Annotated in this window: 24 protein-coding genes and 2 tRNA genes; 11 read left to right on the top strand and 15 right to left on the bottom strand. The window is 56.2% G+C overall.

From position 1 onward, the window contains the following. Positions 1 to 122: 122 nt before the first annotated feature. Entirely contained in the window at positions 123 to 1,298 is a 1,176-nt protein-coding gene (locus SA339_06180; protein ID MDW5562797.1) for a hypothetical protein, read from the bottom strand. A gap of 126 nt (positions 1,299 to 1,424) precedes the next feature. On the opposite strand from SA339_06180, the gene SA339_06175 reads away from it, so the two are divergent. Next, positions 1,425 to 2,750 (top strand): acetyl ornithine aminotransferase family protein, encoded by a 1,326-nt coding sequence (locus SA339_06175; GenBank protein MDW5562796.1) that lies wholly within the window; start codon positions 1,425 to 1,427, stop codon positions 2,748 to 2,750. A 4-nt stretch (positions 2,751 to 2,754) separates the two neighbouring features. Continuing rightward, positions 2,755 to 3,102, top strand: coding sequence for a cupin domain-containing protein (locus SA339_06170; GenBank protein ID MDW5562795.1), 348 nt, complete (start codon positions 2,755 to 2,757; stop codon positions 3,100 to 3,102). On the opposite strand, the gene SA339_06165 is transcribed toward SA339_06170, so the two are convergent. Together SA339_06165 and SA339_06160 are read right to left on the bottom strand one after the other, a co-directional pair. Next, the gene (locus SA339_06165; GenBank protein MDW5562794.1) at positions 3,099 to 3,290 is read right to left on the bottom strand and encodes a hypothetical protein; all 192 of its coding nucleotides are present in this window, start codon (positions 3,288 to 3,290) and stop codon (positions 3,099 to 3,101) included. The two genes, SA339_06170 and SA339_06165, sit on opposite strands and share 4 nt — an antisense overlap. A gap of 250 nt (positions 3,291 to 3,540) precedes the next feature. Continuing rightward, positions 3,541 to 3,617: transfer RNA gene (locus SA339_06160), tRNA-Thr, on the bottom strand. 192 nt (positions 3,618 to 3,809) lie between these two features. Between SA339_06160 and SA339_06155 the strand changes: the two genes are divergently transcribed. From SA339_06155 to SA339_06145, 3 genes are all read left to right on the top strand, one after another. Continuing rightward, positions 3,810 to 4,580 (top strand): FKBP-type peptidyl-prolyl cis-trans isomerase, encoded by a 771-nt coding sequence (locus SA339_06155; protein ID MDW5562793.1) that lies wholly within the window; start codon positions 3,810 to 3,812, stop codon positions 4,578 to 4,580. A gap of 53 nt (positions 4,581 to 4,633) precedes the next feature. Continuing rightward, a tRNA-Arg gene (locus tag SA339_06150) sits at positions 4,634 to 4,708 on the top strand. A 259-nt stretch (positions 4,709 to 4,967) separates the two neighbouring features. Further along, on the top strand, positions 4,968 to 5,264 hold the full coding sequence (locus SA339_06145; GenBank protein ID MDW5562792.1) for a hypothetical protein: 297 nt from the start codon (positions 4,968 to 4,970) through the stop codon (positions 5,262 to 5,264). Positions 5,265 to 5,366: 102 nt separating this feature from the next. On the opposite strand, the gene SA339_06140 is transcribed toward SA339_06145, so the two are convergent. After that, positions 5,367 to 6,185, bottom strand: a complete 819-nt coding sequence (locus SA339_06140) for a response regulator (GenBank protein MDW5562791.1) — start codon at positions 6,183 to 6,185, stop codon at positions 5,367 to 5,369. Positions 6,186 to 6,955: 770 nt separating this feature from the next. On the opposite strand from SA339_06140, the gene SA339_06135 reads away from it, so the two are divergent. Continuing rightward, complete coding sequence (locus tag SA339_06135) at positions 6,956 to 7,504, top strand: GNAT family protein (protein MDW5562790.1); 549 nt, start codon at positions 6,956 to 6,958, stop codon at positions 7,502 to 7,504. A 64-nt stretch (positions 7,505 to 7,568) separates the two neighbouring features. Here the strand turns inward: SA339_06135 and SA339_06130 are convergent, their stop codons facing one another. From SA339_06130 to cutA, 5 genes are all read right to left on the bottom strand, one after another. Continuing rightward, complete coding sequence (locus SA339_06130) at positions 7,569 to 7,919, bottom strand: hypothetical protein (protein MDW5562789.1); 351 nt, start codon at positions 7,917 to 7,919, stop codon at positions 7,569 to 7,571. Further along, positions 7,919 to 8,068, bottom strand: coding sequence for a hypothetical protein (locus tag SA339_06125; protein MDW5562788.1), 150 nt, complete (start codon positions 8,066 to 8,068; stop codon positions 7,919 to 7,921). Before SA339_06125 ends, SA339_06130 begins: the two co-directional genes overlap by 1 nt. Positions 8,069 to 8,374: 306 nt before the next feature. Beyond that, the gene (locus SA339_06120; protein MDW5562787.1) at positions 8,375 to 9,139 is read right to left on the bottom strand and encodes a hypothetical protein; all 765 of its coding nucleotides are present in this window, start codon (positions 9,137 to 9,139) and stop codon (positions 8,375 to 8,377) included. Between the two features lie 363 nt (positions 9,140 to 9,502). Beyond that, positions 9,503 to 10,066 (bottom strand): hypothetical protein, encoded by a 564-nt coding sequence (locus SA339_06115; protein ID MDW5562786.1) that lies wholly within the window; start codon positions 10,064 to 10,066, stop codon positions 9,503 to 9,505. A gap of 293 nt (positions 10,067 to 10,359) precedes the next feature. Then, the gene (gene cutA / locus SA339_06110) at positions 10,360 to 10,692 is read right to left on the bottom strand and encodes a divalent-cation tolerance protein CutA (GenBank protein MDW5562785.1); all 333 of its coding nucleotides are present in this window, start codon (positions 10,690 to 10,692) and stop codon (positions 10,360 to 10,362) included. Between the two features lie 263 nt (positions 10,693 to 10,955). On the opposite strand from cutA, the gene SA339_06105 reads away from it, so the two are divergent. Both SA339_06105 and SA339_06100 read left to right on the top strand, forming a co-directional pair. Beyond that, positions 10,956 to 11,624 carry a DUF6198 family protein gene (locus tag SA339_06105; GenBank protein MDW5562784.1) on the top strand — a complete coding sequence of 223 codons (669 nt, stop codon included), beginning with the start codon at positions 10,956 to 10,958 and terminating at the stop codon, positions 11,622 to 11,624. A gap of 179 nt (positions 11,625 to 11,803) precedes the next feature. After that, a complete protein-coding gene (locus SA339_06100; protein ID MDW5562783.1) occupies positions 11,804 to 12,514 on the top strand; it encodes an ion channel in 711 nt (236 codons plus the stop codon). Positions 12,515 to 12,871: 357 nt separating this feature from the next. On the opposite strand, the gene SA339_06095 is transcribed toward SA339_06100, so the two are convergent. Together SA339_06095 and SA339_06090 are read right to left on the bottom strand one after the other, a co-directional pair. Further along, on the bottom strand, positions 12,872 to 13,219 hold the full coding sequence (locus SA339_06095; GenBank protein ID MDW5562782.1) for a P-II family nitrogen regulator: 348 nt from the start codon (positions 13,217 to 13,219) through the stop codon (positions 12,872 to 12,874). A 14-nt stretch (positions 13,220 to 13,233) separates the two neighbouring features. Further along, on the bottom strand, positions 13,234 to 14,475 hold the full coding sequence (locus SA339_06090; GenBank protein ID MDW5562781.1) for an ammonium transporter: 1,242 nt from the start codon (positions 14,473 to 14,475) through the stop codon (positions 13,234 to 13,236). 339 nt (positions 14,476 to 14,814) lie between these two features. On the opposite strand from SA339_06090, the gene SA339_06085 reads away from it, so the two are divergent. Next, positions 14,815 to 16,215, top strand: coding sequence for a dihydrolipoyl dehydrogenase (locus SA339_06085; protein ID MDW5562780.1), 1,401 nt, complete (start codon positions 14,815 to 14,817; stop codon positions 16,213 to 16,215). Here the strand turns inward: SA339_06085 and SA339_06080 are convergent, their stop codons facing one another. Together SA339_06080 and SA339_06075 are read right to left on the bottom strand one after the other, a co-directional pair. Further along, positions 16,216 to 17,133: a PHP-associated domain-containing protein gene (locus tag SA339_06080; protein MDW5562779.1), complete on the bottom strand. Its 918-nt coding sequence runs from the start codon at positions 17,131 to 17,133 to the stop codon at positions 16,216 to 16,218. 72 nt (positions 17,134 to 17,205) lie between these two features. Continuing rightward, the gene (locus SA339_06075) at positions 17,206 to 17,733 is read right to left on the bottom strand and encodes a CBS domain-containing protein (protein MDW5562778.1); all 528 of its coding nucleotides are present in this window, start codon (positions 17,731 to 17,733) and stop codon (positions 17,206 to 17,208) included. A gap of 78 nt (positions 17,734 to 17,811) precedes the next feature. Between SA339_06075 and metK the strand changes: the two genes are divergently transcribed. Continuing rightward, entirely contained in the window at positions 17,812 to 19,071 is a 1,260-nt protein-coding gene (metK, locus tag SA339_06070; GenBank protein MDW5562777.1) for a methionine adenosyltransferase, read from the top strand. Positions 19,072 to 19,147: 76 nt separating this feature from the next. Here the strand turns inward: metK and SA339_06065 are convergent, their stop codons facing one another. Further along, a complete protein-coding gene (locus tag SA339_06065) occupies positions 19,148 to 20,371 on the bottom strand; it encodes an FprA family A-type flavoprotein (protein ID MDW5562776.1) in 1,224 nt (407 codons plus the stop codon). A gap of 84 nt (positions 20,372 to 20,455) precedes the next feature. Here SA339_06065 and SA339_06060 point away from each other — a divergent pair, with 84 nt between their 5' ends. After that, the gene (locus SA339_06060; protein ID MDW5562775.1) at positions 20,456 to 21,112 is read left to right on the top strand and encodes a DedA family protein; all 657 of its coding nucleotides are present in this window, start codon (positions 20,456 to 20,458) and stop codon (positions 21,110 to 21,112) included. Here the strand turns inward: SA339_06060 and SA339_06055 are convergent. Next, entirely contained in the window at positions 21,109 to 22,881 is a 1,773-nt protein-coding gene (locus SA339_06055; GenBank protein MDW5562774.1) for a ribosome biogenesis/translation initiation ATPase RLI, read from the bottom strand. The two genes, SA339_06060 and SA339_06055, sit on opposite strands and share 4 nt — an antisense overlap. Positions 22,882 to 22,897: the final 16 nt, after the last annotated feature.

The following is a 22,897-nucleotide window of genomic DNA, read 5'->3' as shown; positions in this document are numbered from 1 at the left end:
TTTTGCCACTAGTGATATATCTTACCTTCCATGGTCGGCATGGGCAGAGTTCGCCATGATCATGATGATGGTTACGGGTCAGATAAAAAACGGTCCGGCCATATAAAATGGAAGGAAATGGCTTAATCGCCGTATCTGGTGGCCACGGTAGCGGCGATGTTTTCCACGATGGAAGTATTAACCGCCGGGGTCACCGGCGTGGTGTTGTTTTGGCTCGGCTCGGTGGTGTTGGTGTCATTGGTGTCTATCGGTTCGGGCGTCGGGATGACCGCTGTGCTCCCTACCGTCAGGGTGTCCGAGGTGACCTGGGACAGCTGGCTTCCACTGCTGCTCTCCGCCCAGGAGGTCAGTTCGTACGAGCCGGAAGTGGTGAAGTTGATCTGCAGGACCGTGGTGGCGGTACCGGTCTCAGGGTCCGACCTTCCGGTCAGGGGCGTCACAGTCGCGATCGACGCGACCAGCCGGTCCCCCTCATCGGTGCGCCCGGGGGAGGTGTAACTGCTACCAGTGTTCACTCTGAGGGAGAGGTCCGACAACTTGATCGATTTCTTTTCTATGGCGATGTGAATCGTTATGGGTTCGGACCATCTCCCCGTACCCGTTGCCGTGGTGGTCACAATGAAGCTCGTCCACTGTCCCCGGGCAATGTCGGAGGACGGGACGCTCATCTCTTGGTCCACGCTGACCGAGGAATTCGTCGGCTTCACCACGTTAAGGGTAATCATCACCATCGGGCTCACCGAGGTATAGTTGCTCGGCCTGATATCCGAGGTGTTGGTGTGGGTGGAAGCGATCCAGATCTTCAGCGTATAGGTTCCCGCTGCGGTCATGGAAATGGAGAGGGCTGAGGAGACCCCCATAGACACAGCGCCGGGTCCCTGGACGAATCGAGGACCGACACCCACGATGGCGCCACTGCTGGCATTGGACCACTCCACCGAGCTGGCTCCACCGTCATAGCCGACGTTGGCGACGCCCAAGTTACCGCCGGCACCATCAATCTGAAATATCCAGGCGAAGACGCCGCCGCTGCCCGTGGTGTCCTCCACCGGTGAAGCATAGGCGCTGAAATCGGCCACTTCATTGATCTGCAGGCCAGATCCGGACAGAGTGGTGTTAGGAGCGGAGAAGACGGCCTGTCCGCTGGGCATGTCGGTGTTCCATCCGTTGTTGGAATTGGTTTGCCCATGGCCGGTGAGCTGGGGGGCGATAACGGTTGCAAGCACGAAGGCCCCAATAAGGCCGATCGCGATGATCCAAAGATTGCCATAACCCTTGCTCTTTTTCTTGTTCGCCATCTCTTACCGGCCCCCCTTTGGTCATACGAGTATAAGTAGTTGATTCCTTAGAACGGAAAAGCTTAGGTCTTTCCTCGTAAACCGAGAAATATGGTGAGCTGTGTAGTCATCGGATGAGGAGATATCATGGGGAGGATTGCGAGCATTCGGGTGGAACCGCCTGGACCTAAGGCCAGGGATGTTATCAGAGAGGACGTTCGGTACATCGCCACGAGCACCAAGACCTCCCCGGTGGTGGTCTCCCATGCCAAGGGCGGCATGGTCACCGATGTCGACGACAACACCTATCTGGACTTCTCCAGTGGGGTGTCGGTGATGAATGTAGGGCATAGCGACCCCCGGATCGTGCGGGCGGTGCAGGACCAGGCCGAGCGTCTGTTCCACTTCGCCGGCACGGACTTCTACTACGAGGCCCAGGCCAAGCTAGCCCGTAAGCTCGACGAGGTCACGCCGGGCCACTGGGAAAAGAAGGTCTTCTTCTCCAACAGCGGGACGGAGTCGATCGAGGCGGCCCTGAAGCTGACGAGGTGGTACACCAAGAGGAAGATGTTCATCGGGTTTATCGGATGCTTCCACGGCCGCACCATGGGCTCCCTCTCACTGACCTCGAGCAAGGTCGGGCAGCGGAGGAGGTTCTTTCCCACCGTTCCCGGAGTGCAACATGTCCCTTATGCATACTGCTATCGCTGCCCATACTGTCTGGAGAGCGGCTCCTGTGGTACACAGTGCGCCAAGGTGATCGAGGAAATCTACTTCCAGACCGTAGTGCCCCCTGAGGAGGTGGCGGCGATATTTCTTGAACCTGTCCTCGGCGAGGGCGGCTATGTCGTCCCTCCCACCCCCTTCGTGAAGGAGCTGGCCAGGATCTGCAGGTCCTACGGCATCCTGCTGGTGGACGATGAGGTCCAGGCTGGGATGGGACGGACCGGCCGGCTATGGGCCATCGAGCACTTCGACGTCGCTCCGGACTTTCTTTGCACGTCCAAGGCGTTGGCCTCGGGGGTGCCAATGGGCGCCACGATCTTCCCCCGGCATATGGACCCCGAGCCCGGGGTGCATTCTAACACCTTCGGCGGAAACCTGTTGGCGTGCGCGTCATCGTTGGCGACCTTCGATGTGATGGAATCAGATAACCTGGTGGAGAACGCGGCCCGCGTGGGTAACTACCTCCACCAGAGGCTGGAGGAGCTCCAGGACCGCTACGAGATAATCGGGGACGTGCGCGGGATGGGGCTGATGCAGGCTACCGAGCTGGTCAAGGACCGCAGGACCAAGGAGCACGCGGTCCAGGAACGGGACCGTATGATCGAGCTATGCTGGAAGAGAGGGCTTATCCTCCTGCCGGCTGGTCGATCGACAATACGGTACATCCCGCCCCTCATCGCCGACAATGATTTCATCGATGAGGGCGTTGACATCCTGGACTCGGCGTTTCGGGACCTGGCGAAGTGAGGTCATGCGTAAGTTTAGCGCGGCGGAGGGGGCGTGGGAGCAGGGGCGGGGATATTGCAAGAGGCGAATGGTCCTGGAGGGGGTCCTCCCCCAAGAGGTGGACCTGCTACAGGAGGTGCGCTTCAGGAAAGGGGACACCGTGCCCCCGCACTATCACCGTATCCAGACCGAGGTTTTCTTTGTGCTAGCGAGGGGATCGATCACCATCGACGATACCCGAGTAGACGCCGAGGCCGGAGATATCATCGTCTGTGAGCCAGGGGAGGTCCATGGCATGCCCTTGGTAGAGGCGGACTTTGGCTTCATGGTAATGAAGATCGATTACCGGGAGGACGATACTGTCTGGCTCTAGCCCGGCCGTTCGGCGAGGAGGAAAAAGGTCAGAGAGATGTCACCGTTGCCGTCAGGTAACTCCCAATGCCCATCCTCCTGCTTCCTCCTGAGCGGGTACCCTTTGAAGTATCTTAGCCGGGTCTCGTGCAGCCATCTAAACTTCAACCCGGCGGCGGTTGGCGAGTAAACGATCTCGGATATGTTCATCGAAATCGGTGTAGTTGTTGGGAGAATCGTACCGCAGAAGCCCCTGGCCGAAGTACTGGCTGGTCAGCTCGGCGTGGTCGGTGATACGCTCATCGATGACAACATCGTGTCCAGACCAATATGGCACCTGATACGAAGCGGGATCCTGACCCCGACCTCGCCAGGTTTCCGGACTCCCAAAGGAAGAAGGGAGGACGTCATCCGCGGATGCTGTCAAGATCATCCGATCTTGACTGAAGGTGGACGGGGGTGGAGCCACCAGCGTGATTCGAACACGCGACCTGCTGATTACAAGTCAGCCGCTCTACCGGGCTAGGCTATGGTGGCCTGTGACCTCGAATAATGCTTCTCCATTTAATAGGTTGGGAAACGACAAACGCCCTCGGTTCCAGACATGGATGCGTGGTGCTAGCGATCAGGGTATGGCAGACGATTCTGGGACAGCGGAAAACCACAAAGTATAAAAATGACGAATTAATCACACCACTCCATATTCAGCCATTGACTTCAGGTGATTTCATGTCTAGCGAAAACGCAAACCAGGCCGACAAGGTCGTAAAGGGAGATATTGTACGCATGGACTTTGACGGCTGGGTCGAGGACTCGAACGAGCTGTTCGACACCACCAACGCTCAGACCGCCAAGGACGCCGGCGTCTACAACGAGAAAATCGAGTACCACTCCATCCCCGTTCTGGTCGGCGGAGGCAGGATCTTCCAGGGTTTGGAAGAAGCCCTCGAGGGCGCCGAAATCGGCAAGGAGTACGACATCGTCATCTCCGCAGAAAAGGCCGCGGGCCCCCGTGACCCGAAGCTGGTCGACCTCATCGCGCTCAGGGAGTTCCTGAAGCAGGACATCGAGCCCCACATCGGAATGGAGGTCAACATCAAGAACCGTCCGGGCATCGTGACCGCTATCACCGCCGGCCGCGTCCGCGTGGACTTCAACCGCCGTTTGGCCGGAAAGAGCCTGAAGTACCACTTCAAGGTGCTGTCCAAGGCCCAGGACGATGAGGAGAAGGTCAAGGCCATCCTCGAGATGGACTACGGGACCTCGGAGAACTTCGGCATTACCGTCGACGGCAGCGCCGTGAGCATAGTGCTCCCCGATGTCTGCAAGTACGACCAGAAGTGGCTCCTCGCCAAGTACAGGGTCGTCGCCGACCTCCGCGAGGGAATGAATGCGGACAAGGTCAGCTTCATCGAGGAATACGTGAAGCCGGCTGAGGCCCCCAAGGAAGAGCCGGCTCCCGAGGAGATCGCTCCCGAAGAGATCCCCCAGGACGAATAAGCTCGCTCTCGAACCCAAACCTTTTCTATTCAATCCCCTTTTCGCTCGTCTAAGCACACGTGGCCTAGCTTGGATATGGCGGCAGCCTCCTAAGCTGCAAGTCGAGGGTTCGAATCCCTCCGTGTGCGCTCCCTTTCACATCCAGATGCATCATTTTTAAAATCAATAAGGGGGAGTCTGCGTGCAATTAAGTCCAACGGTTTCTTGGAACTGATGTATTTGACGATCGAATTACCGGCGTCTCTCTCCATGCCGGCCGGAGCTGCTTGCCTACATTAGCACGCTCGATGTCAGCATAGAACTTGCGGATCGTGTCCGGGCTAGATGCGACGAAAATGGCATATGGCGTATCAGCGGAATATGACTTGAAGGAAGAATAATCCTCTGATGATTGATTCCTGCCACCAATGCCAGGCGATCATCGAGCAACTGCAGCTCGAGGACCGAGGGCAAGAGGCAAGATGCCCCATCTGTTGCCGTCGATACGCGAGGAAGCATTGGGTCCTCGATGAGGCGGGCTTCCTAGTCAACGAGCGATGGCAGGAGAGCGACCGGCCGACATGTTGCACACAATGCAACGGGGCCGGTCCCATGAGATCGACCGCGAACCGGACGGACGATTGCTTCCCCCACCGGTACCTGAAGTGCGGTGCTGCTGTCGCGAACCGCAAGGGCGAGGAGTAAAAGCGATAAGTAGCCCCCATGGAGGCGGTGTGACCTCCATGGTATTGTATACTTTACAAGGGTTCCTGCTACGAATTTTCAGGGTGAGTTCATAACCATTGCTTACATATTATCAGAACGAGATGTTAGGTCGGGTCGTGATCCATTGATTCTAGCCTGAAGCGGTCCGCTCACCTTCTTATGATCACTGATGTCCCAGCATCTGATCAAGCAAGCAGGCCCATCCTCGAGCTCGATATGGGTGTCGTTGATCATGGCCTTGAACCGTGAACCATCGGCACGTTGCATTGGCATCACATGGATGAAGTTAGAGGTGCGTCTAAGTTCCAGGTTCAATAGTCGATCCAGGACCTCCTCATGAAGTTCGGGCAGGGCCCAGGCCAGGGACGGCTCGTTCATCATCTCGTTCACTATTTCGAACCCGAACAATCGAGCGCAATCCGCGTTGGCGTGTACCATCGTGCCAGACCGATATAGACAAGTTGGTCCAGAGAAATCATATATGGCTGACTGGGGATTATCTCCCCGCCTGGCGAACTTCCGCGTCATCTCCCCCACCTGAGATAGTTGGACCATGGTGCTTCTCAGGTTTCTGAACGCGGCCATGCCCTCTCCCCTCTGGATAAACGAGTTCGCGCCGTTGTTCACCGCGTCCTTGATGACCTCTTCTCTCCCGCTGCTAGTGAGGAAGATGAAAGGGGTGCGATCGCCCTTTCTCCGCAACGTCTTCAGGAAATCGATGCCATTCATTTCAGGCATGTTGTAGTCGGAAATGATGGCATCGTACTCACCCTTTCGTAACAGATCGAGAGCTGAGTTCGCTGAGGATACCGGTGTAACGTTGATCGTGCCACCTTCGCCCAAGAACACTTTCGTCAGATACAGAAGTTCCTCATCATCGTCGACGCATAGTACATTCATTTAATGCATCCTTAAGAATATATTATCTCCATAAAATAAATAGATATATATCCTAAAATCATACAAAGATTCTCTATCATCCTTACCATCTGCTCTGATTAAAAAGAATAATGGCATGGCCAGCTAGTTTTAACAATAAATGGTAGGCGCCCCCATGACTGTGGTGGGTTCATCGAGGTGAAATGAGGCCCAGGCATGGTTTCAGGCTATGGAGGACCTGGCCCCTACCGTTATCATAATGGAGTACAGATACTTATAAAGATAATGTTTCTAATATAATAATTGTGAGCAAGACCGATGGAATGACTGAATTGAAGTTCAGGAAACTTCTAGGGAAGTCCCAGAGGAAAGGTGATCTCTGTCCTGGACGCATGATAGGAGGCATGCGTATCTATTTAGGATTCTGTGTTGGGACTTCCCTATTGGACCGGACCACTTGTACTTCGGTTTAAAATTTTTGTGTTCCGAGTTTTATCGATATCAACTCAGATAACAATAATGCTCTTGGTTGATCGTCATTCCGATCTGACGCCTGGACTCATGGCGGCATCGCCGCGAACCGCAAGGGTGAGGAGTAATCGGACGAAGCATGAACGTTCAGGCCAGTAGTCTATGAATGGTGAAAACCAAATTGTCAGAAGTGTAACGCATCGACGAGTAAGTATTAGCGTATCCATGACGATGCTCAACTGAGAATTCATATAGCAGGTAATAGGCCGACGACTGCCCAACAGAATGATACCCGCGCTTGAATATAAGGGGAAAAAGAGATGAAAATGGAATCCGAGCGGATTCGTATCAGAAGCATGGAAAAGAAAGACGCAGAAGGATTATTCAAGCTGCTTTCCCATCCGAGAGTGAATTGCTATGTCAGTGAGAAAATCGACTCATTGGCTGAAGCATATAAGCATATAGACAGATCAAATCCGGAATTTGATCTCACCGTGTGCCTGAAAGAAACGGACGTCTTTATCGGTATGCTTTTCGGTATGCAGGATGGCGATGATATGTACAGTCCCTGCTGGAATTTCCTTCCCGAATACTGCGGGCAAGGATACGCTACCGAAGCTGTGAAGGCGTATTTCGATTATCTTTTCCTGGAAAAGAACATGCGGCGGCTATATGCCTACACCGAAGAATACAATACCGCATCGCAGAATGTTTGCCGCAAACTCGGTATGCGACATGAAGGAACGTTTAAAGAGTTTATTTCCTTCGTGAACAATCCGGATGGCACACCCAAATATGAGACCACGCTTCAGTTTGCTATTCTGAAAAGAGAGTGGCGATCGATGGAACAACATTCAATTTGTAAGTAAGTATTATGACAAAAAAATTCAGCTCGACCTGATTCTGCCCGGGCAGCGTGACGATTTGATGATCTCAAGGGATACTCGGTCGTTTATGCAGACTACATTCGAGTGGCCCGCTCGAAGTACCCTCCTTGTGCAGGTACCAGTGCCGTGGCCCCCACGCCCTGCTCCTGAGCCTCAGTTCGAAGCCGAGGTCCTCGACGTTCACCAGGTCTTCGCATAGATCGCATTGAACGATCGGCCCGAGCTCGTACCGTACCGGTCCCTCTTGCCCGAGGACCTCGAGGCCATGATATCTCAGGACGCCCTGCAGCCTCATCACGTTGTGCAGCCGGTCCTGAGCCCCACGGAGGAGCTCAACCTCGCTCCGGAGCTCCTCAACGCGGCGGGAGAGGACCGATCGCTGCGCCCTCGTTGACATCAAGCATCACCGTCCTGATCGTACTGATCGAGCGTTACGAGCTCCGGCACATCGTCCTCGAATGCCGTCCGGATAGAGCCCCCCGAACCAGGCATCTTCCGCTTCCACTTGACCAGAACACTGCATGAGGTGCAGGGGGCCTCGACCATCATCGTACTCCAATCGTACCTAATACGGTTGACGGCCCCGCAGGCTGGGCAGATCTTCGCTCACATAATGATCATTCAATTGGGATCGCCCGTTGACATCTCTGTCTGCAAGGGGATCCTGTAAGTGCTCCTGGTCCAGAGGTTAAAACACATCGAAAAGAAGGGACGCCATGTCTATCATCAAGCTGAGACGGAGCTCTCGCTTCCCAGATCAAGCACCAATCGTATAGTATCATCACTACCAGGTCTTTCTTCGACACCTTTATCCCTGGTTTTTCCAGGGGCTGTTGATTGACCACAATCTCCTTATGGGTATAGAGTTGGACCATTTGGCTGATCGTTAGCAATTCTTACGCACCACTCGTAGGACTCTGTAAGGGTTGCCATCGAGGGGCCATCTGGTCCAACTTCCCCCGTAACAGTAGATTCGCTAGGCTGGACGCCATTCTCTCCATTCCAAAGACCGATCGAAAGGATGCTCGAGTCTTTGATCGGGGAGTTATACGATAATGGACCATAAGCCGCCTGGCGAACCTGCTGCATGAAATCGGTCACATTATCCCACATGGTGATGATCACACTTCCATTCAGTAACGCCTTTGAACAGGCAGAAACGAGATCCTGGTCATTAGCAACATCAAGAGAGTACCCGTCAATCATAATCGGCACATCATTTGGAGCATTAACGATGTGCGACGTGTTCGTCGTCAGGTCATAATCGAACGTACAATAGGAGACATGTTCCCTTATTTCGTCAGTATATGTTGAATTGGAGTAAATAATAACTGGCAGATTGTAAAAAGTTGGCCTCGTCACATATGTATTCGGCCCATTATCTGACTGTTGGGCGAGAACACCATACATCAAAGTTCCGATCACAGCGACACTAGCTAGTACCGCACAGACTTGTAGGATCCTGACCCTCCCTATCCTCACAAACCCACCGAATAAGCATCTCAATTTATAGTATAAATAGCATTTTAATCTTCTTTTATCATCGCTTATCATGAGGAAACGCCGCAAACCCGCCCTCACGTTCAGGAGGATAGGGAAGCACCAATTGGCGTTCATGCCTGACCATTGTAAATAGGAAGGGGAGATAGGATGGTTCAGAGTGGGATTGCCAGCCGCTTCCTACTAAATCCTATCATTTGACCATAAAGTGTTCATTTATTTAGTCATTTGTCCTCATTATAAGGGATAGGACAACATAGGTGAGGATGACTTTAGATCAATTATTAATGAGAATGAAAGGGCCATAGGGCAAGATACTTGGCCAAGGCAGTGATGGGTCCTGATCAGGCACCATCGGTGAGGAAGTTGAAGACATACTCCACCAGGTGCCTAGTTGGTTTGATTTGAAAGAATGTTGGAGGGGGCTCGCTCCATTAAGAAGCGCTGACGAAGGGAGTTCGCCTTCCCCGTCTAGGGCTCTCACTGCCCCCTAGCTTGTCCGATGAACCAGTGGTATGTCCCAACGAACTTGTCGAGGTTTTCCTTGTCCCTAAGCGCCCTTACCGGCACTGGCGGACGGTCGATGACCTTGCTCTCCGGTATCTTCACACCCCGTATCCCATTCAGCCTGCCCAGCATCTCGACCCTCCTTGCGCGTGAATCAAAGGGGGGCAGGTCGACCCAGTCCTTGAAGTGAATGTCGATCCCGCCGTTCGTGCCGACCCTGAACAGGCTGATCTCCTTGTCCCCAAGGCGCACTGCCGGTTGGAACCCAACTCGCCCCCCGTCGGTGATGGTGTCGCCGAATGACACCGAGCTTGCAAGGCCCTCGGACCAATCCATCAGGCTCTTGATGACCTCGCGGTCCTCTTCCGGGACCTTGTTGTCATTCAATGCCTGGATGAAGTCCTCCCGAGTATGTTCGGTCCTGACCCTGGGTGGCTGAATCCTCGTGGGCTCTCTAATCGACGGCATCACCGGAGGTGCACGCTTGGCGATGGGGGCCTTGGCGCGGGTCTCGATCTCCGGCGCTTCAGGCTTCATGATGAGACTGCCGCAGTCAGGGCAGAAGAGAACGTTCGACGGATACTGCTTGTCACATTTCCTACAAACCTTAACGGTTATCATGGTAGATCATTCCGTGTCGCTCACGCGGACATGAGCTGTGTGCCGGCTCGACGGCTCGGCCTCTCGGCGAGGTTCCCATTCTATTTAATCCCGTCTCATCTACAAGGAAAGATGGAGAAACGTTGCGGGTGGAGGACGGAGCAGAACAGGGTCAATTCGACCCTGCGTAAGCAAATGCCGCCCCCCATTAATAAGAACTAATAGTCAACTCACTCCTCCGGAGGCCTTTTCGTCGATTCCGCAATCCACCTCATGTAATCTGCGGAGCCTTCAGCCAGTTCGAAGCGAACGATGCAGGGGATCTCATATGGATGCATCTTTCTGATTGCCTCCTCCACCGCATGAAAATCCTCCGACCGGATCTTCAGGAGCGAGGCGAACTCCGAAGCTTCCTCCACCTCGCTCCTCCACCGGTAAATGGAGCAGACTGCGAAGATGTTGGAGCAGGCCGCGAGGCGCCTCTCTATCAAGAACCTGCTGATGGTGCGGGCGGTCCGCTCATCAGGATACGTCACGAAGATCGAGGACATCTCCACGTTCATCACCTCCCCAAGGTCGTTCTCACGATATGAGGCCTAGCCCATCTCTGGAGGTCCATTGTACCATGCTTTGTATCCCTCTCTGAGCCGGCACCATTATTGAATTTTTCACGCGATCGATGCCGGCGGGGTTTGATCATCCCACGTTCCTTCAGCGAACAATCAGGTTTTAATATGGACTCGGGCCTGCCTCTCTTTCGCCCCCTAGGGCGGCTGCCTGGCGAACTCCAGGCAATGTGTTGGCAGTCATCGGAGGAAGAGGGAAAATGAAGAATAAGGTGAGGCTACCGGGGGAGGTTGCTCTGGCGATGGGGTTGCTGCTCATCTCGTTCGCCGTCACCTTAATGGTAAGGGCGGACTTCGGGATTTCTACCTTATCCTCGCTCCCTTACGTCCTGAGCCGTATTTTCACCGGTCTCTCTTTCGGAGCCTGGAACCTGGTCTTCCAGGTTACTCTGTTAATCATCCTGTTGGCCGTAACCAAGAGGTTCAAGGCTGGCTATGTGATCTCATTTATCCTCACCATGGCGTTCGGCACAATCCTCGACATCTTCTCCGGCCTCCTGTCTGCCCTACCGTCAGACCTATGGCTCAGAGCGTTCTATGCGGTGGCAGCATATTTCATCATGTGCGTAGCCATTTCTCTGATGATCGGGTCGAAGGTCCCCCTCATGATCGTCGATTCGTTTATTTATGATCTGACCAAGCACCATGAAGTTTCCTTCAGGCGAATGAAGACTTTTATCGACATTATCCTGGTCTGTCTATCGGCAGCTCTTTCCTTTGTGTTCCTCGGAACCCTCACGGGGGTGGGCATAGGAACGATTATCATGGCCCTGATCACCGGCACCGGAGTTCATGCGGCCACCCATCTGCTCCGCGAAATCGTTGTAATCGACCCCCTTAGCAAGACCCTCGGCAGGATGGCCGCCTGATAGGTCAGGCTTTGTATCGCTTCCCGCTTTGTTCAACGATTGCTGACATTAGAGCAGATATGGAGTAAAGTTCGCCGATCATCCTGTCCCCTGATGCGTCCAACATGCCTATGGAGCAATCTCCAAGCCATTTAAATAAAAGAAGCTCAGAATTTTCATGCGCTCGACGCGGGAGAGACATGGCCGAGATGAGTAAGAGGCAGCCAGTGCCTATGGGGACACGGATCAAGGCTCCCCTCCTTGGATTATTGGCACAGAGCAAATACCTCGCAATATGGGTAACCTTCGTTCTGCTCATGGTCCTGACGCCATTCACCAAGGGCCCCATCGGTGCAATCATCTTGTCCATCATCTTTTCGCTCATCCTGATCTCAGGGATACTGACAGTCAGTGACGACCGGCGGTTGCTGGTGATCGGGCTGATCCCTCTGACTATAGCCCTGATCACGCGGTGGACCAGCTTCCTGATCGGAGAAACGGAACTGCAGGCGGTCTCTGCTCTATTCGCCACCATCACCCTGGCATACATCACCGTTCTGGTGTTCTCTTCCCTCTTCAAGGCCCATGAGGTCACCACGGTCGTCATCTGGCAAGCTATTTCCGTTTACCTGCTCATCGGTCTTACCTGGGCATCGCTGTTCCTGCTCGTGGAGCTCCTGTCACCAGGATCTCTTCTCGACAGCCTCGATCCAAGCGCCCCCATGGCCTATCCTGCCATCGTCTACTACAGCTTCGTGACCTTGGCCACTCTTGGCTACGGAGATATCACACCCATGACCACCACTACTCGGGGATTGGCCGTGCTTGAGGTGCTGACAGGCGTCCTTTTCATGGCCATCCTGATCTCGCGGCTCGTAGGCGTATGGAAGCCAGGTAAGAAGGGAGAGTGAGAGGCGATTCTGTGACGGTCTCTTCGTGGGTCGTCCCTCGGTCATTGTTGGAACGAACATGACATGCCTTGGCCCTTGAGGCTGTAGGGCCAGATGTTCTTTCCATGCAAAGCCGTTTATAGCGTTGAAAGGTAGGACAATCGCCGGTTGGGGACGTCATCCCCATCCCCTACCAACGAGCGCGCGGAACAATGCTCCGTTCCTGCGAATAGCGTCCCCGGGCCGGCCCATTTTTCTATCTCGCCCTTCACCCGATGAAAACGTTGTTGGTCATTTTGAAAGGATCAAGTCCGTTCGATGGGATCAGCGTATGTCGACCTGGCCCACAACGATAAAAAAAGAGGAGATTAAGGGGTTTCAGGAGGAACGCAGGGCCTTGTCGTCCTCCTCTCCAGTCCGGATGCGGATGCACCGTGCGACGTCACTCACGAACACTTTGCCATCGCCCATCTCCCCGGTGCGGGCGCTGTCCAGTATCGTGGCGATGATCTTATCCACTTCCTTGTCTGGGACCACGAGGGTGATGAGCGTCTTCGGGAGGAGGTCCACGCGGTACTTCCCCGCGCGGTTGATGAACTCCAACCCCTTCTGCTCGCCCCGGCCGAGGACCTCGTGCACGGTCATTCCCTTGAGGTCGATGGCTTCAAGGGCGGCCTTCACTTGGTTCAGCTTCTCCGGCCTGATGATCGCTTCGATCTTCTTCATCCTTGTTTCCCTCCTCAGGCGTAAGCGTTCTCGCCGTGCTGAACGATGTCAACACCGATCCTCTCCTCTTCCTTGGTCATGCGCCAGTTGGGCCAGACCATGGTGAGGACCTTCATCAGGACGAACACGACCACGAACACGAACGCCCAGACCCCACAGACGGCGATGACTTGCTTGACCAGGAGGTCGAAGCCGCCGCCGTATAGCAGGCCGTTGTTAACGACCGCGGGGTTGACCGCGGAGGTGGCAAGGAAGCCAGTGGCGATGGCGCCGACGGTACCGCCGACACCGTGGCAGGCCCAGACGTCCAGCGCGTCATCGAAGCCCGCCTTCTTGCGGAACTGGATGGCGGCGTAGCTGATTATGGGGGCCACGATACCGATGGCCAGCGCACCAGAGACATCCACGAAGCCGGACGCCGGAGTGATGGCGACCAGGCCGACGACCCCGCCGGTGATCATGCCCAGGACGCTCGTCCTGCCAAGGTGGAGGTACGAGACGAGACCCCAAACCACACCTGCGGTGGCAGCAGCGATCTGGGTGACCACGAAGGCGCTGACCGCGAGCTCGTTCGACCCGAGGGCGGAACCAGCGTTGAAACCGAACCAGCCCATCCACAGCAGGGCGCCGCCCAGCACGACAAATGGGATGTTGTGAGCCTGCTCCTCGACGTTGTGCTGCTTGGACAGCCTCTTGCCGATGACCAGGGTTGCCGCCAGGACGGTCGCCCCGGCCGTGATGTGAACGACGGTACCACCGGCGAAGTCAAGCGCCCCCATCTGGGAGATCCAGCCCCCGCCCCACACCCAGTGAGCCACTGGAGAGTAGATGACAATCGCCCAGATTGCCAGGAAGACGGTGACCGCGGCGAGCTTCATGCGCTCGGCGATACCCCCGATGATCAGGGCCACAGTGATGATTGCGAACATACACTGGTATATCATGAACAGGAGCGGTGGAATTGATGTTGGGAACCATGCCAGAGCAGGTGGGTCCGACCACACGCCTATCCCGTTCATCATGGCGAAGTCCAGGCCACCGATTAAGTTGCTCCCTGGCGAAAACGCCAGAGAGAACCCGGCCACCACCCAAATTATCGTGACAATGCCAAGGCAGATCAGGCTCTGCCCGAGCATGGAGAGCATGCTGTTCTTCTTCAGCATGCCGCCGTAGAAGAACCCGACGGCAGGGGTCATGACCATGACCAGTGCTGCGGATGTCAGCATCCACGCGATCGATCCAGTATCATATGCCATCTTGGTCTCACCTCATTCCCCCCGTGTTCTCCGAACCGGAGGCTGCAGAGCGTCTCCGACGAACCCATTAACATGGATATATTCGCCGTTTGTACGCTTCTGCATGGTGCCGATAGACAAATTGATAATTAAAGCTTATGCAAACAGACAATAGTATATTGTGTATGATTGTATTAAATAATCGTACAATCGGAATCAAAATGAGCGATCGAATGGTCAACGCAACCCTCGCCCAGCCCGCTTGATGGCTCCGCTGTCGGAGATGTCGTCACATCCCTTATTTCGTGAATCGGGCAAAGCCAATAATAGTCACACAGTCCATTGTTGACCGGGGTTCAAGTGGAAGAGTACGATATCATCATCGTCGGGTCTGGAGCGGGAATGAACATCGTCGATCCAGCGGTCAATGCTGGGCAGAAGGTCGCTCTGGTGGAGAACGGTCCCCTAGGGGGCACCTGCCTTAACCGGGGGTGCATTCCATCGAAGATGTGGATCTACCCCGCCGACGTCATCAGGGAGATGGAGAACGCTTCCCGTCTCGGTATCGCCGCCCGGGTGGAGAGCATCGATTTCGACCTGATACGAAGGCGGATGTGGGATGTCGTTCTGCATGACCGGGGACACATCGAAGAAGCGATCAAGATGGATCCCCGTATGCGACTTTACCATGTTGAGGGCAGGTTCATCGGGGACCACACCATGGCTGTAGGTGACGAGGTTATTCACGCCCCCAAGATCGTCATCGCCGCCGGAGCCCGCTCATACATACCACCTATCCCCGGCCTGGAAAAGGTATCGTATCGGACATCGGAGAACCTCTTCGATATCATCGCTCTACCTCGCAGCATGATTATGATCGGTGGGGGGTACAAGTCCTGTGAGTTCGCCCACTTCTTTTCGGCCATGGGGTGCAAGGTCTCGATCATCCAAAGGAACGTGCGGCTCCTTCCGGACGAGGAACCGGAGATGAGCTTCGTAGTGAGGAAGGAGCTGGGGAAGCATGTCGCCATCTCGACCGATCAGGCGGTGACGGAGGTCAAGGCCGTCCCCGATGGCGTCGAGGTCGAAAGGCGGGACCGAGGGACGGGAGCGGTGGTCAGCGAGCAGGCGGAGATGTTGTTCGTGGGTACGGGGATGCAGAGCAACGCCGACCTGCTGAACGTCAAGGCGACAGGGGTGGAGGTCGACGAGCTAGGCTATGTCAAGGTCGATAGCTATCTGAGGACCACCGCTCCGGGAATCTGGGCCCTGGGGGACATCACCGGGAAGCACATGTATCGGCACACCGCCAACTACGAGAGCCAGGTCGTGTGGTACAACATGAACAATGCCGAGCCGGCGGAGACCGATGAGCATGCCATCCCCCATGCCATCTATACCTATCCCACAGTGGGGAGCGTGGGACTGACCGAGGAGCAGGCGAAGATAGGCGGTCTGAAGTACCTCACCGGCTACAGCCGGTATGCCATGGTGGCCAAGGGGAGCGCCATGGCCGACGACACCGGGCTGGTCAAGGTGGTGGTGGAGAAGGGCACCCGGCGCATCCTCGGGGCGCACATCGTCGGCAAGGACGCGGACCTGCTGGTCCAGCAGATGGTGTATCTTATGAACGCCGGGGACCAATCATACATGCCCATGGCCCGTAGCCAGGTCATACATCCGGCCCTTAGCGAGGTGCTGATCTCCGCTCTCGGTCGGCTGTCCGATCCCGAGCACCTGGAGCATGAGCACGTACACTGATCAATCGAAAAGGCCCAGGTGGCCCAGGCCGCTGCCGTTGCCCGATCGTTGCTCGTCCCCCTTGTGGTGCAGCACCTTTTTGCTGGCAATACCTACAAGGTAGGGGACGGGTGGCAGGAAGTAGACGAACGAGCCGACCAGCGCCCCGAGCTTCTGCCCCAGCTTCATCTTGTGCACCAGGTCGTGGATGGGGTCATCGGTGAGCTCTCGGTCCAGGCCGAACATCGAACGCACGATCAGTCGGTCCGATTCCAGGACGACGCTCACGCTCCAGGCGATGGCTTTGTCCAAGGGCATGACCCTTCCGCCGGCTGAGGTCCTCTTGTTCAGGATCGCCTTTCTCAGCTCTTCGGCGGTGGTACCATCGAAATTGGTATAGGTGATGCCGATGGTCTTCAGGTAGTGGGAATCGGAGCCCCCCATGCGGGCGAACTTGCCGCCTTGGGCGGCCTTCTCCGCGCGAGGGTTAGCGTAGTTATCGATGTGCCCCCCGTTGAGCACCTCGATCCCGTCCACGTCCAGCTCGTTAATCCTCTCGCCGAGGCAGGGGCAGTGGAGGCTGAATGGATGGGGAGCGATGACCAGCCCATCCTGGGAACGAATGCGATCGATAGTGTCCTGTATGGGCAGGCCGGCGGGGATCTCCTCCTCCAGGAACAACCCGATGACCTCTCCGTCGGCAGTGCTGACCTCCTCGCCCATGACCACTTCGATGCCGTCGATGGACGCCCCGAGCTCCCGCGCCTTCTTGGCCCCGGCAATGGAATTATGGTCGGTAATGCACACCACGTTCATGCCCGCCGAACGTGCGTGCTCGATCACATCCTTCGGATCAGAGACCGATTCGGGGAACCGTAACACTCCCATTCTGTGCAGCCCGGAGTACTTGGTATGGACGTGGGTGTCCGCTTTTCCCATATGATGTTGGTAGACGAATACTGGCATTTAACATTATTGAGGCAGTTACTATGGGCCAGAGAAAGGTCCGGACTAACGCTTGATGAGGTCGGACTTGGTCAAGATGCCCGCAGCCCTGTCCTGGTCGACCACCACCACCGCGGGAAACTCCAACAGCAGCTCCTTCACCGTGTCGGAACTGGTGTTTTTGGAGACTGTGGGCGGGGGGTCACTCATCACCTCGCTGGCCGGAGTGATCTGAGGGTCCCCTTTGAACCGCAGAAGGTCCTCCTCGGTGAGGAGGCCGACTATGGCCTCCCCACGGAACACTATGAGCTGCGACACTCCTCTGGCGCTCATGATCCCGGCCGCCGTGGAGACGGTGTCATCGGCCTGCACCCCGAAGATGGTCTCGGTCATGTATTTGGAGCAGTGGTCCTTCTCCTCCTCTTTCAAGCACCGCATGATGCGCTCCACGGTGGAGAATCGAGGGTCGACCTTCCCGCTCTCGATCTTGGCGATATGAGCCTGGGACACACCCGCTTTCCTGGCGAGCTCAGTCTGGGAGATGCCCGCCTTCTGCCTCAGCTTCCTGATCTCAGAGAGCTCCATTATAACCATCAGTTATATTTCTATACATAGGATTTAGCGTTAAAGTATATATACACTCCTGTGTTTTAGCCACACTACGTGGTCATTATGGTAACCCACCTGTTCACATCGGAATCGGTGACCGAGGGTCACCCTGACAAGTTATGCGATCGCATTTCCGATTCCATTCTAGACGCCTACCTGGCCCAGGACCCAAACGCCCATATCGCCATCGAGACCATGGCGACCACTGGCATGGTAGTGGTTGCGGGAGAGGTGAAGACCGATCCGTGCCTAAACGTGCACGTGGATGCTGACAAGGTAATCCGCAAGGCGGTCCGGGATATCGGCTACGATCATCCCGACTATGGATTCGACGCTGACCATATCTGCGTCCTCTCATCCCTACATGACCAGTCTGCGGACATTGACATGGGTGTATGCCGCAAGAAGAAAGGCAAGAAATTGGCCACCGGGGCGGGGGACCAGGGCCTCATGTTCGGCTTCGCCACCGATGAGACGGCGGAGCTTATGCCCCTACCCATCCTTATGGCCCAGAAGTTGGCCCAGCAGCTTGCCAAGCTCAGGAAGGACGGGACCCTGCCCTGGCTGCGCCCGGACGGGAAGACCCAGGTCACCGTGGAGTATGTCGATGGTAAGCCCAAGCGGATCGATACCGTGGTGGTCTCGACCCAGCACGCTCCGGTCATCGAGGGAGAGAGCGACGATGAGGCGATCCACGCCATAATCGAGAAGGCCATGAAGGACAAGGTGATCAAGCCAGTATGCGGAAAGTGGCTGGATTCCAAGACCAAATACTTCATCAACCCCACCGGCAGGTTCGTCATCGGCGGCCCCTGCGGGGACTCCGGCGTCACTGGTCGCAAGATCATCGTGGATACCTACGGGGGCATGGGTCGCCACGGGGGCGGGGCGTTCTCGGGGAAGGATCCCACCAAAGTGGACCGCTCGGCCGCCTATATGTGCCGGTACATCGCCAAGAACATCGTTGCTGCCGGACTGGCCAAGACCGCCGAGGTTCAGGTAGCCTACGCCATAGGCGTCGTTAATCCCGTTTCGGTGATGGTCGACACCAAGGGCACCTCGATCGTTTCCGAGGATGAGATCGCCAAGGCCGTGGTCAAGGTCTTCGACCTCTCCCCCGATGGTATAATGGAAACCCTCAATCTCCGCCGCCCGATCTATGCCAAGACCTCCGCCTACGGGCACTTCGGACGCAACGAACCGGAGTTCACATGGGAAAAGGTCGATAAGGTCGACGCGCTCCTGAAGGCGGCCGGGGTGAAGGCTGCGGCCAAGGGCAAGGCTCGGGCCAAGGCCAGCAACGGGGCCCTGTCCCCGGCGTAAGGCTCTTTGCACGCAAGCACACGGGTGTGGCCCCCGACGGCCGCCCCTGTGCCTTTTTCATAATATTAGGCGGGGATCAAGCCTCATTGGCCGTTCGGTCCTTCCCCGCGGACATATCCATAATCTTCATAGCTATTTGCCTTCCGTACTCCCGGCACTTTCTCCTTTCCTCGTCGTGCGGTATGTACCGGACCTGCAGGTCCTCAAAAGGCATCTCCAGCCCTCCGCCTTTCATCAGATCATGCACCTGCTTGGTCGCCCCTCCGGCCCAGCCGTAGGAGCCGAACACCGCGCCGAGACGCCCGGTCGGCCTCAGACCCTTCATATAATAGACCATGTCCGCCACCGAAGGATACATGGTGTTATTCAGAGTGGGCGTACCGACGACCACTGCCCGCGCTTCCAGGACCTTCATCATGACCTCGCTCCGATCGGTGGATGTAAGCTTCAGCACCTCGACCGATACCCCCTCGGAGGCTATGCCCTCGGCGATTTCATCGGCCATGATTCGGGTGCTGTTCCACATGGTGTCGTAGACCACCACCGCTTTCTCCCCCGTATGAGCGGAGGACCACTCCGTGTACAGAGATAGGATTTTGTCCAAGCCGGTCCTCCATATCACCCCATGAGCGGTTGCCAGGATCTTGATGTCGATGTCCTGGGCCTTCTTGATGGTCTGGCGGACCTGCGCGTTGAATGGAAGGATGATGTTGGCATAGTACTTGGCTGCCTCCTGGAACAGGGCACCCTGGTCGACCTCGTCATTGAATCGTTTGGAGGTGGCGAAGTGCTGGCCGAAGGCATCCATGCTGAATAGAACCTTGTCCTCCTCAACATAGGTAAACATCGAATCTGGCCAATGGAGCATGGGAGTATCGATGAACTTCAGCGTCTTGCCGCCGGCTTTGATCTCCTGCCCGTCCCCCACCATCTCCGTCCTCAGGTCAGGGTAGTGTAGGCGGAGGCCTTCGACCCCGAAACGAGATGCCAGGACCGTCGCGCCGCATACCTCTTGTATTAAAGGTAGACTGCTGGAGTGATCCATTTCGGTATGGTTGGAAACGATGATATCGATCTTCGATGGATCGATCACGCTCCTGATCCGGCTGAGCATCTCCTCGAAGAACGGCCGCTTGACTGTATCGATCAGGATGTTCTTGTCCCCGGTGATAAGGTAAGCGTTATAGGTCGATCCCCTGGGGGTGGTGTAACCGTGAAAGCTGCGGATGTTCCAGTCTATCGCTCCTACCCAGTATATGCCATCCGTAACCCTGATCGCGTCCATGTCCGAACCCTTCATCGTCGGTAACACTTCTCGGCATATCTATCGTTTATGTTCCTGCATCCGCCAAGCTTTATATCGGCGAATGGTCTGAGCACTACGATGGACTATCTAGCAGGGTTGATCGCATGGGCCGTCCAGGTGATCATGGATCTCATCCAGGCCACAGGATATCCCGGCATCGTCATGCTGATGGCTTTGGAGAGCATGTGCCTCCCCGTTCCCAGCGAAGTAGTCCTGCCCTTCGCCGGGGCCCTCGTGTCCCTCGGCCGTTTGAGCATTACTGGCGATACCCTGATTGATTCTTTGCTGGTCGCCGTCGCGGGGACCATTGGATGCACTATCGGCTCTACCCTCGCCTACCTTGTCGGCCTCAAAGGAGGCCGCCCGTTCATCATCAAGTACGGTCGGTACGTCAGGATGAACGAAAAGCACCTGGATCTGGCGGAGTGTTGGTTCCATAAGTACGGTGACTGGGCGGTCTTCGGATCGCGCCTTTTGCCAGTGGTCAGGACGTTCATCTCGCTTCCCGCGGGGATCGCCCGCATGCCGTTCAAGCGCTTTGTCCTCCTATCCGCGGTCGGATCCCTGCCGTGGTGCCTTCTGCTAACATATATCGGCGTGGTCTTGGGCGATAACTGGGAGAGCGTGGAGGCCCTCTATCGCCCGTTCGAGATCATCGTGGTCATCGGCATCGCCGCCCTGATCGTTTATTATGTGTGGAGATGGAGGACCTCGAAGAAGGTCTGTTCTCCCTAGGCCTGTGAGTAGTAGTACTCGCCCCTCTCCTTCTGCTCCCGGTCCAGCCTGGAGCCGGGCTTGTTGATCCGCGGGCGGTTGGTGTCGTTGTCCCGCCTAAAGGTCACGTCGACGCCCTTGAGGAACATGTTCATGCCCGCCCGCATGTCGAACGGGCCGTTGGCATGCCCCTCCCTTCCGGGGTGACCTGAGAACACCATTATGGAGTCGGAGACCATGTCCAAGAAGTAGATGTCGTGATCGACGATGAGGGCGCTCCGACCCCGCTTCTCCATGACCCGCCGCACCGTCTTGGCCGCCTCCATCCTCTGGTTGGAATCGAGATAGGCCGATGGCTCATCTAGCAGGTACATGTCCGCCTCCTTGGCCAGGCAGATGGCGATGGCTACTCTCTGGAGCTCTCCTCCCGACAGGGTGTTGACGTTCTTCTCGTAGAGTCTCTTGAGCATTAGAGGATGGGCTATCTCGCTCTCGAAGAAGCCGGACTGGAAGAACTCGTGGTTCGTCACCATGAACAGATCCATGACTGAACCGTCGAAGTCCGGGGTGATGTACTGCGGTTTATATGATACTTTGACGTTCTTGTCCACCTTGCCCAGAGTCGGCTCCTGGATTCCGGCCAGCATCTTCACGAAGGTCGTTTTTCCGATGGCATTGGGCCCGACCACGCCGATCGATTCGCCGATCTTGATGGACCCCGGCTCCGCCGTCAGCTTGAACTCTTTGAAGTCGCACTCCAGATGAGGGTAGTCTAACAGGTGAGCGGTTACCTGGCTGTCGCGTGGGGGATGAGACTCGAACCGGATCTGGGTATCGCGGAAGCGGATGTTTTCCTCTCGCATGTAGCCATCAAGGTAGGTGTTGATGGCGATGCGCACCTGGCGCGGTTGAGCGAACACACCGTAGGCGCCCTCCGAGCCGTACACCAGATAGGCGTTATCCGCCAGGAAGTCCAGGATGGCCAGGTCGTGCTCGATGACTACCACCTGCTTCTCCTCCGCCAGCTGCTGGATGAGTCGGGCGACCTTGATGCGCTGGTAGATATCCAGGTATGAGGAAGGCTCGTCGAAGAAGTATGTATCGGCGTCCTTCATCAGCGAAGCGGCGATGGCTACCCGCTGCAACTCGCCCCCGGAGAGCTTGTCCAGGGGGCGGTCGATGACCTCCTTCAGGTCCAATAGGTCGGCGGCCTGGTCCACGGTCATCCTCTCGGCCACCTTGGACAGCAGGTCCCGGACCACGCCCTTGACCACCTTGGGTAACTTGTCCACGTACTGCGGCTTCAGCGCCGTCCGTACGTTACCAGCGTAGACCTTGGTCAGGTAATCGCCGAGCTCTGTTCCCGAGAGCCGCGCCAGAACCTCTTCCCGGCTGGGCGGGTTCTCGAACTCGCCGAAGTTGGGAGTCTCCTCCCCCGACAACAGCTTGATGGATGTCGTCTTCCCGATACCGTTCGGTCCGAGGATACCGGTCACCAGCCCCCTCTTGGGCACCGGAAGGCGATAGATACGGAAACCGTTCAGGCCATACTGGTGCATTAGGTCGGACTTCAGCTCCTCGGGCAGGCCAATGATCTTGATGGCCTCGAATGGGCACTTGTGCACGCAGATGCCGCAGCCCGCGCAAAGCTCCTCCGATATGATCGGCCGTCCGCCGTCCCCTATGACCACCGCCTCCACTCCGGTGCGCACCTTTGGACAGTAGTTCCTGCACTCAGCGTTGCACTTCTTGGGTTGGCAGTGGTCCTTCAGCAGTACGGCTATGCGCATGTTCCACGCAATAGAC

The organism is Methanomassiliicoccus sp., from assembly GCA_033485155.1.
In the GTDB taxonomy this organism is placed as follows: domain Archaea; phylum Thermoplasmatota; class Thermoplasmata; order Methanomassiliicoccales; family Methanomassiliicoccaceae; genus UBA6.
The sequence above is the reverse complement of the archived record's forward strand: the minus strand, read 5'-3'. Positions and strand labels throughout refer to the sequence as shown.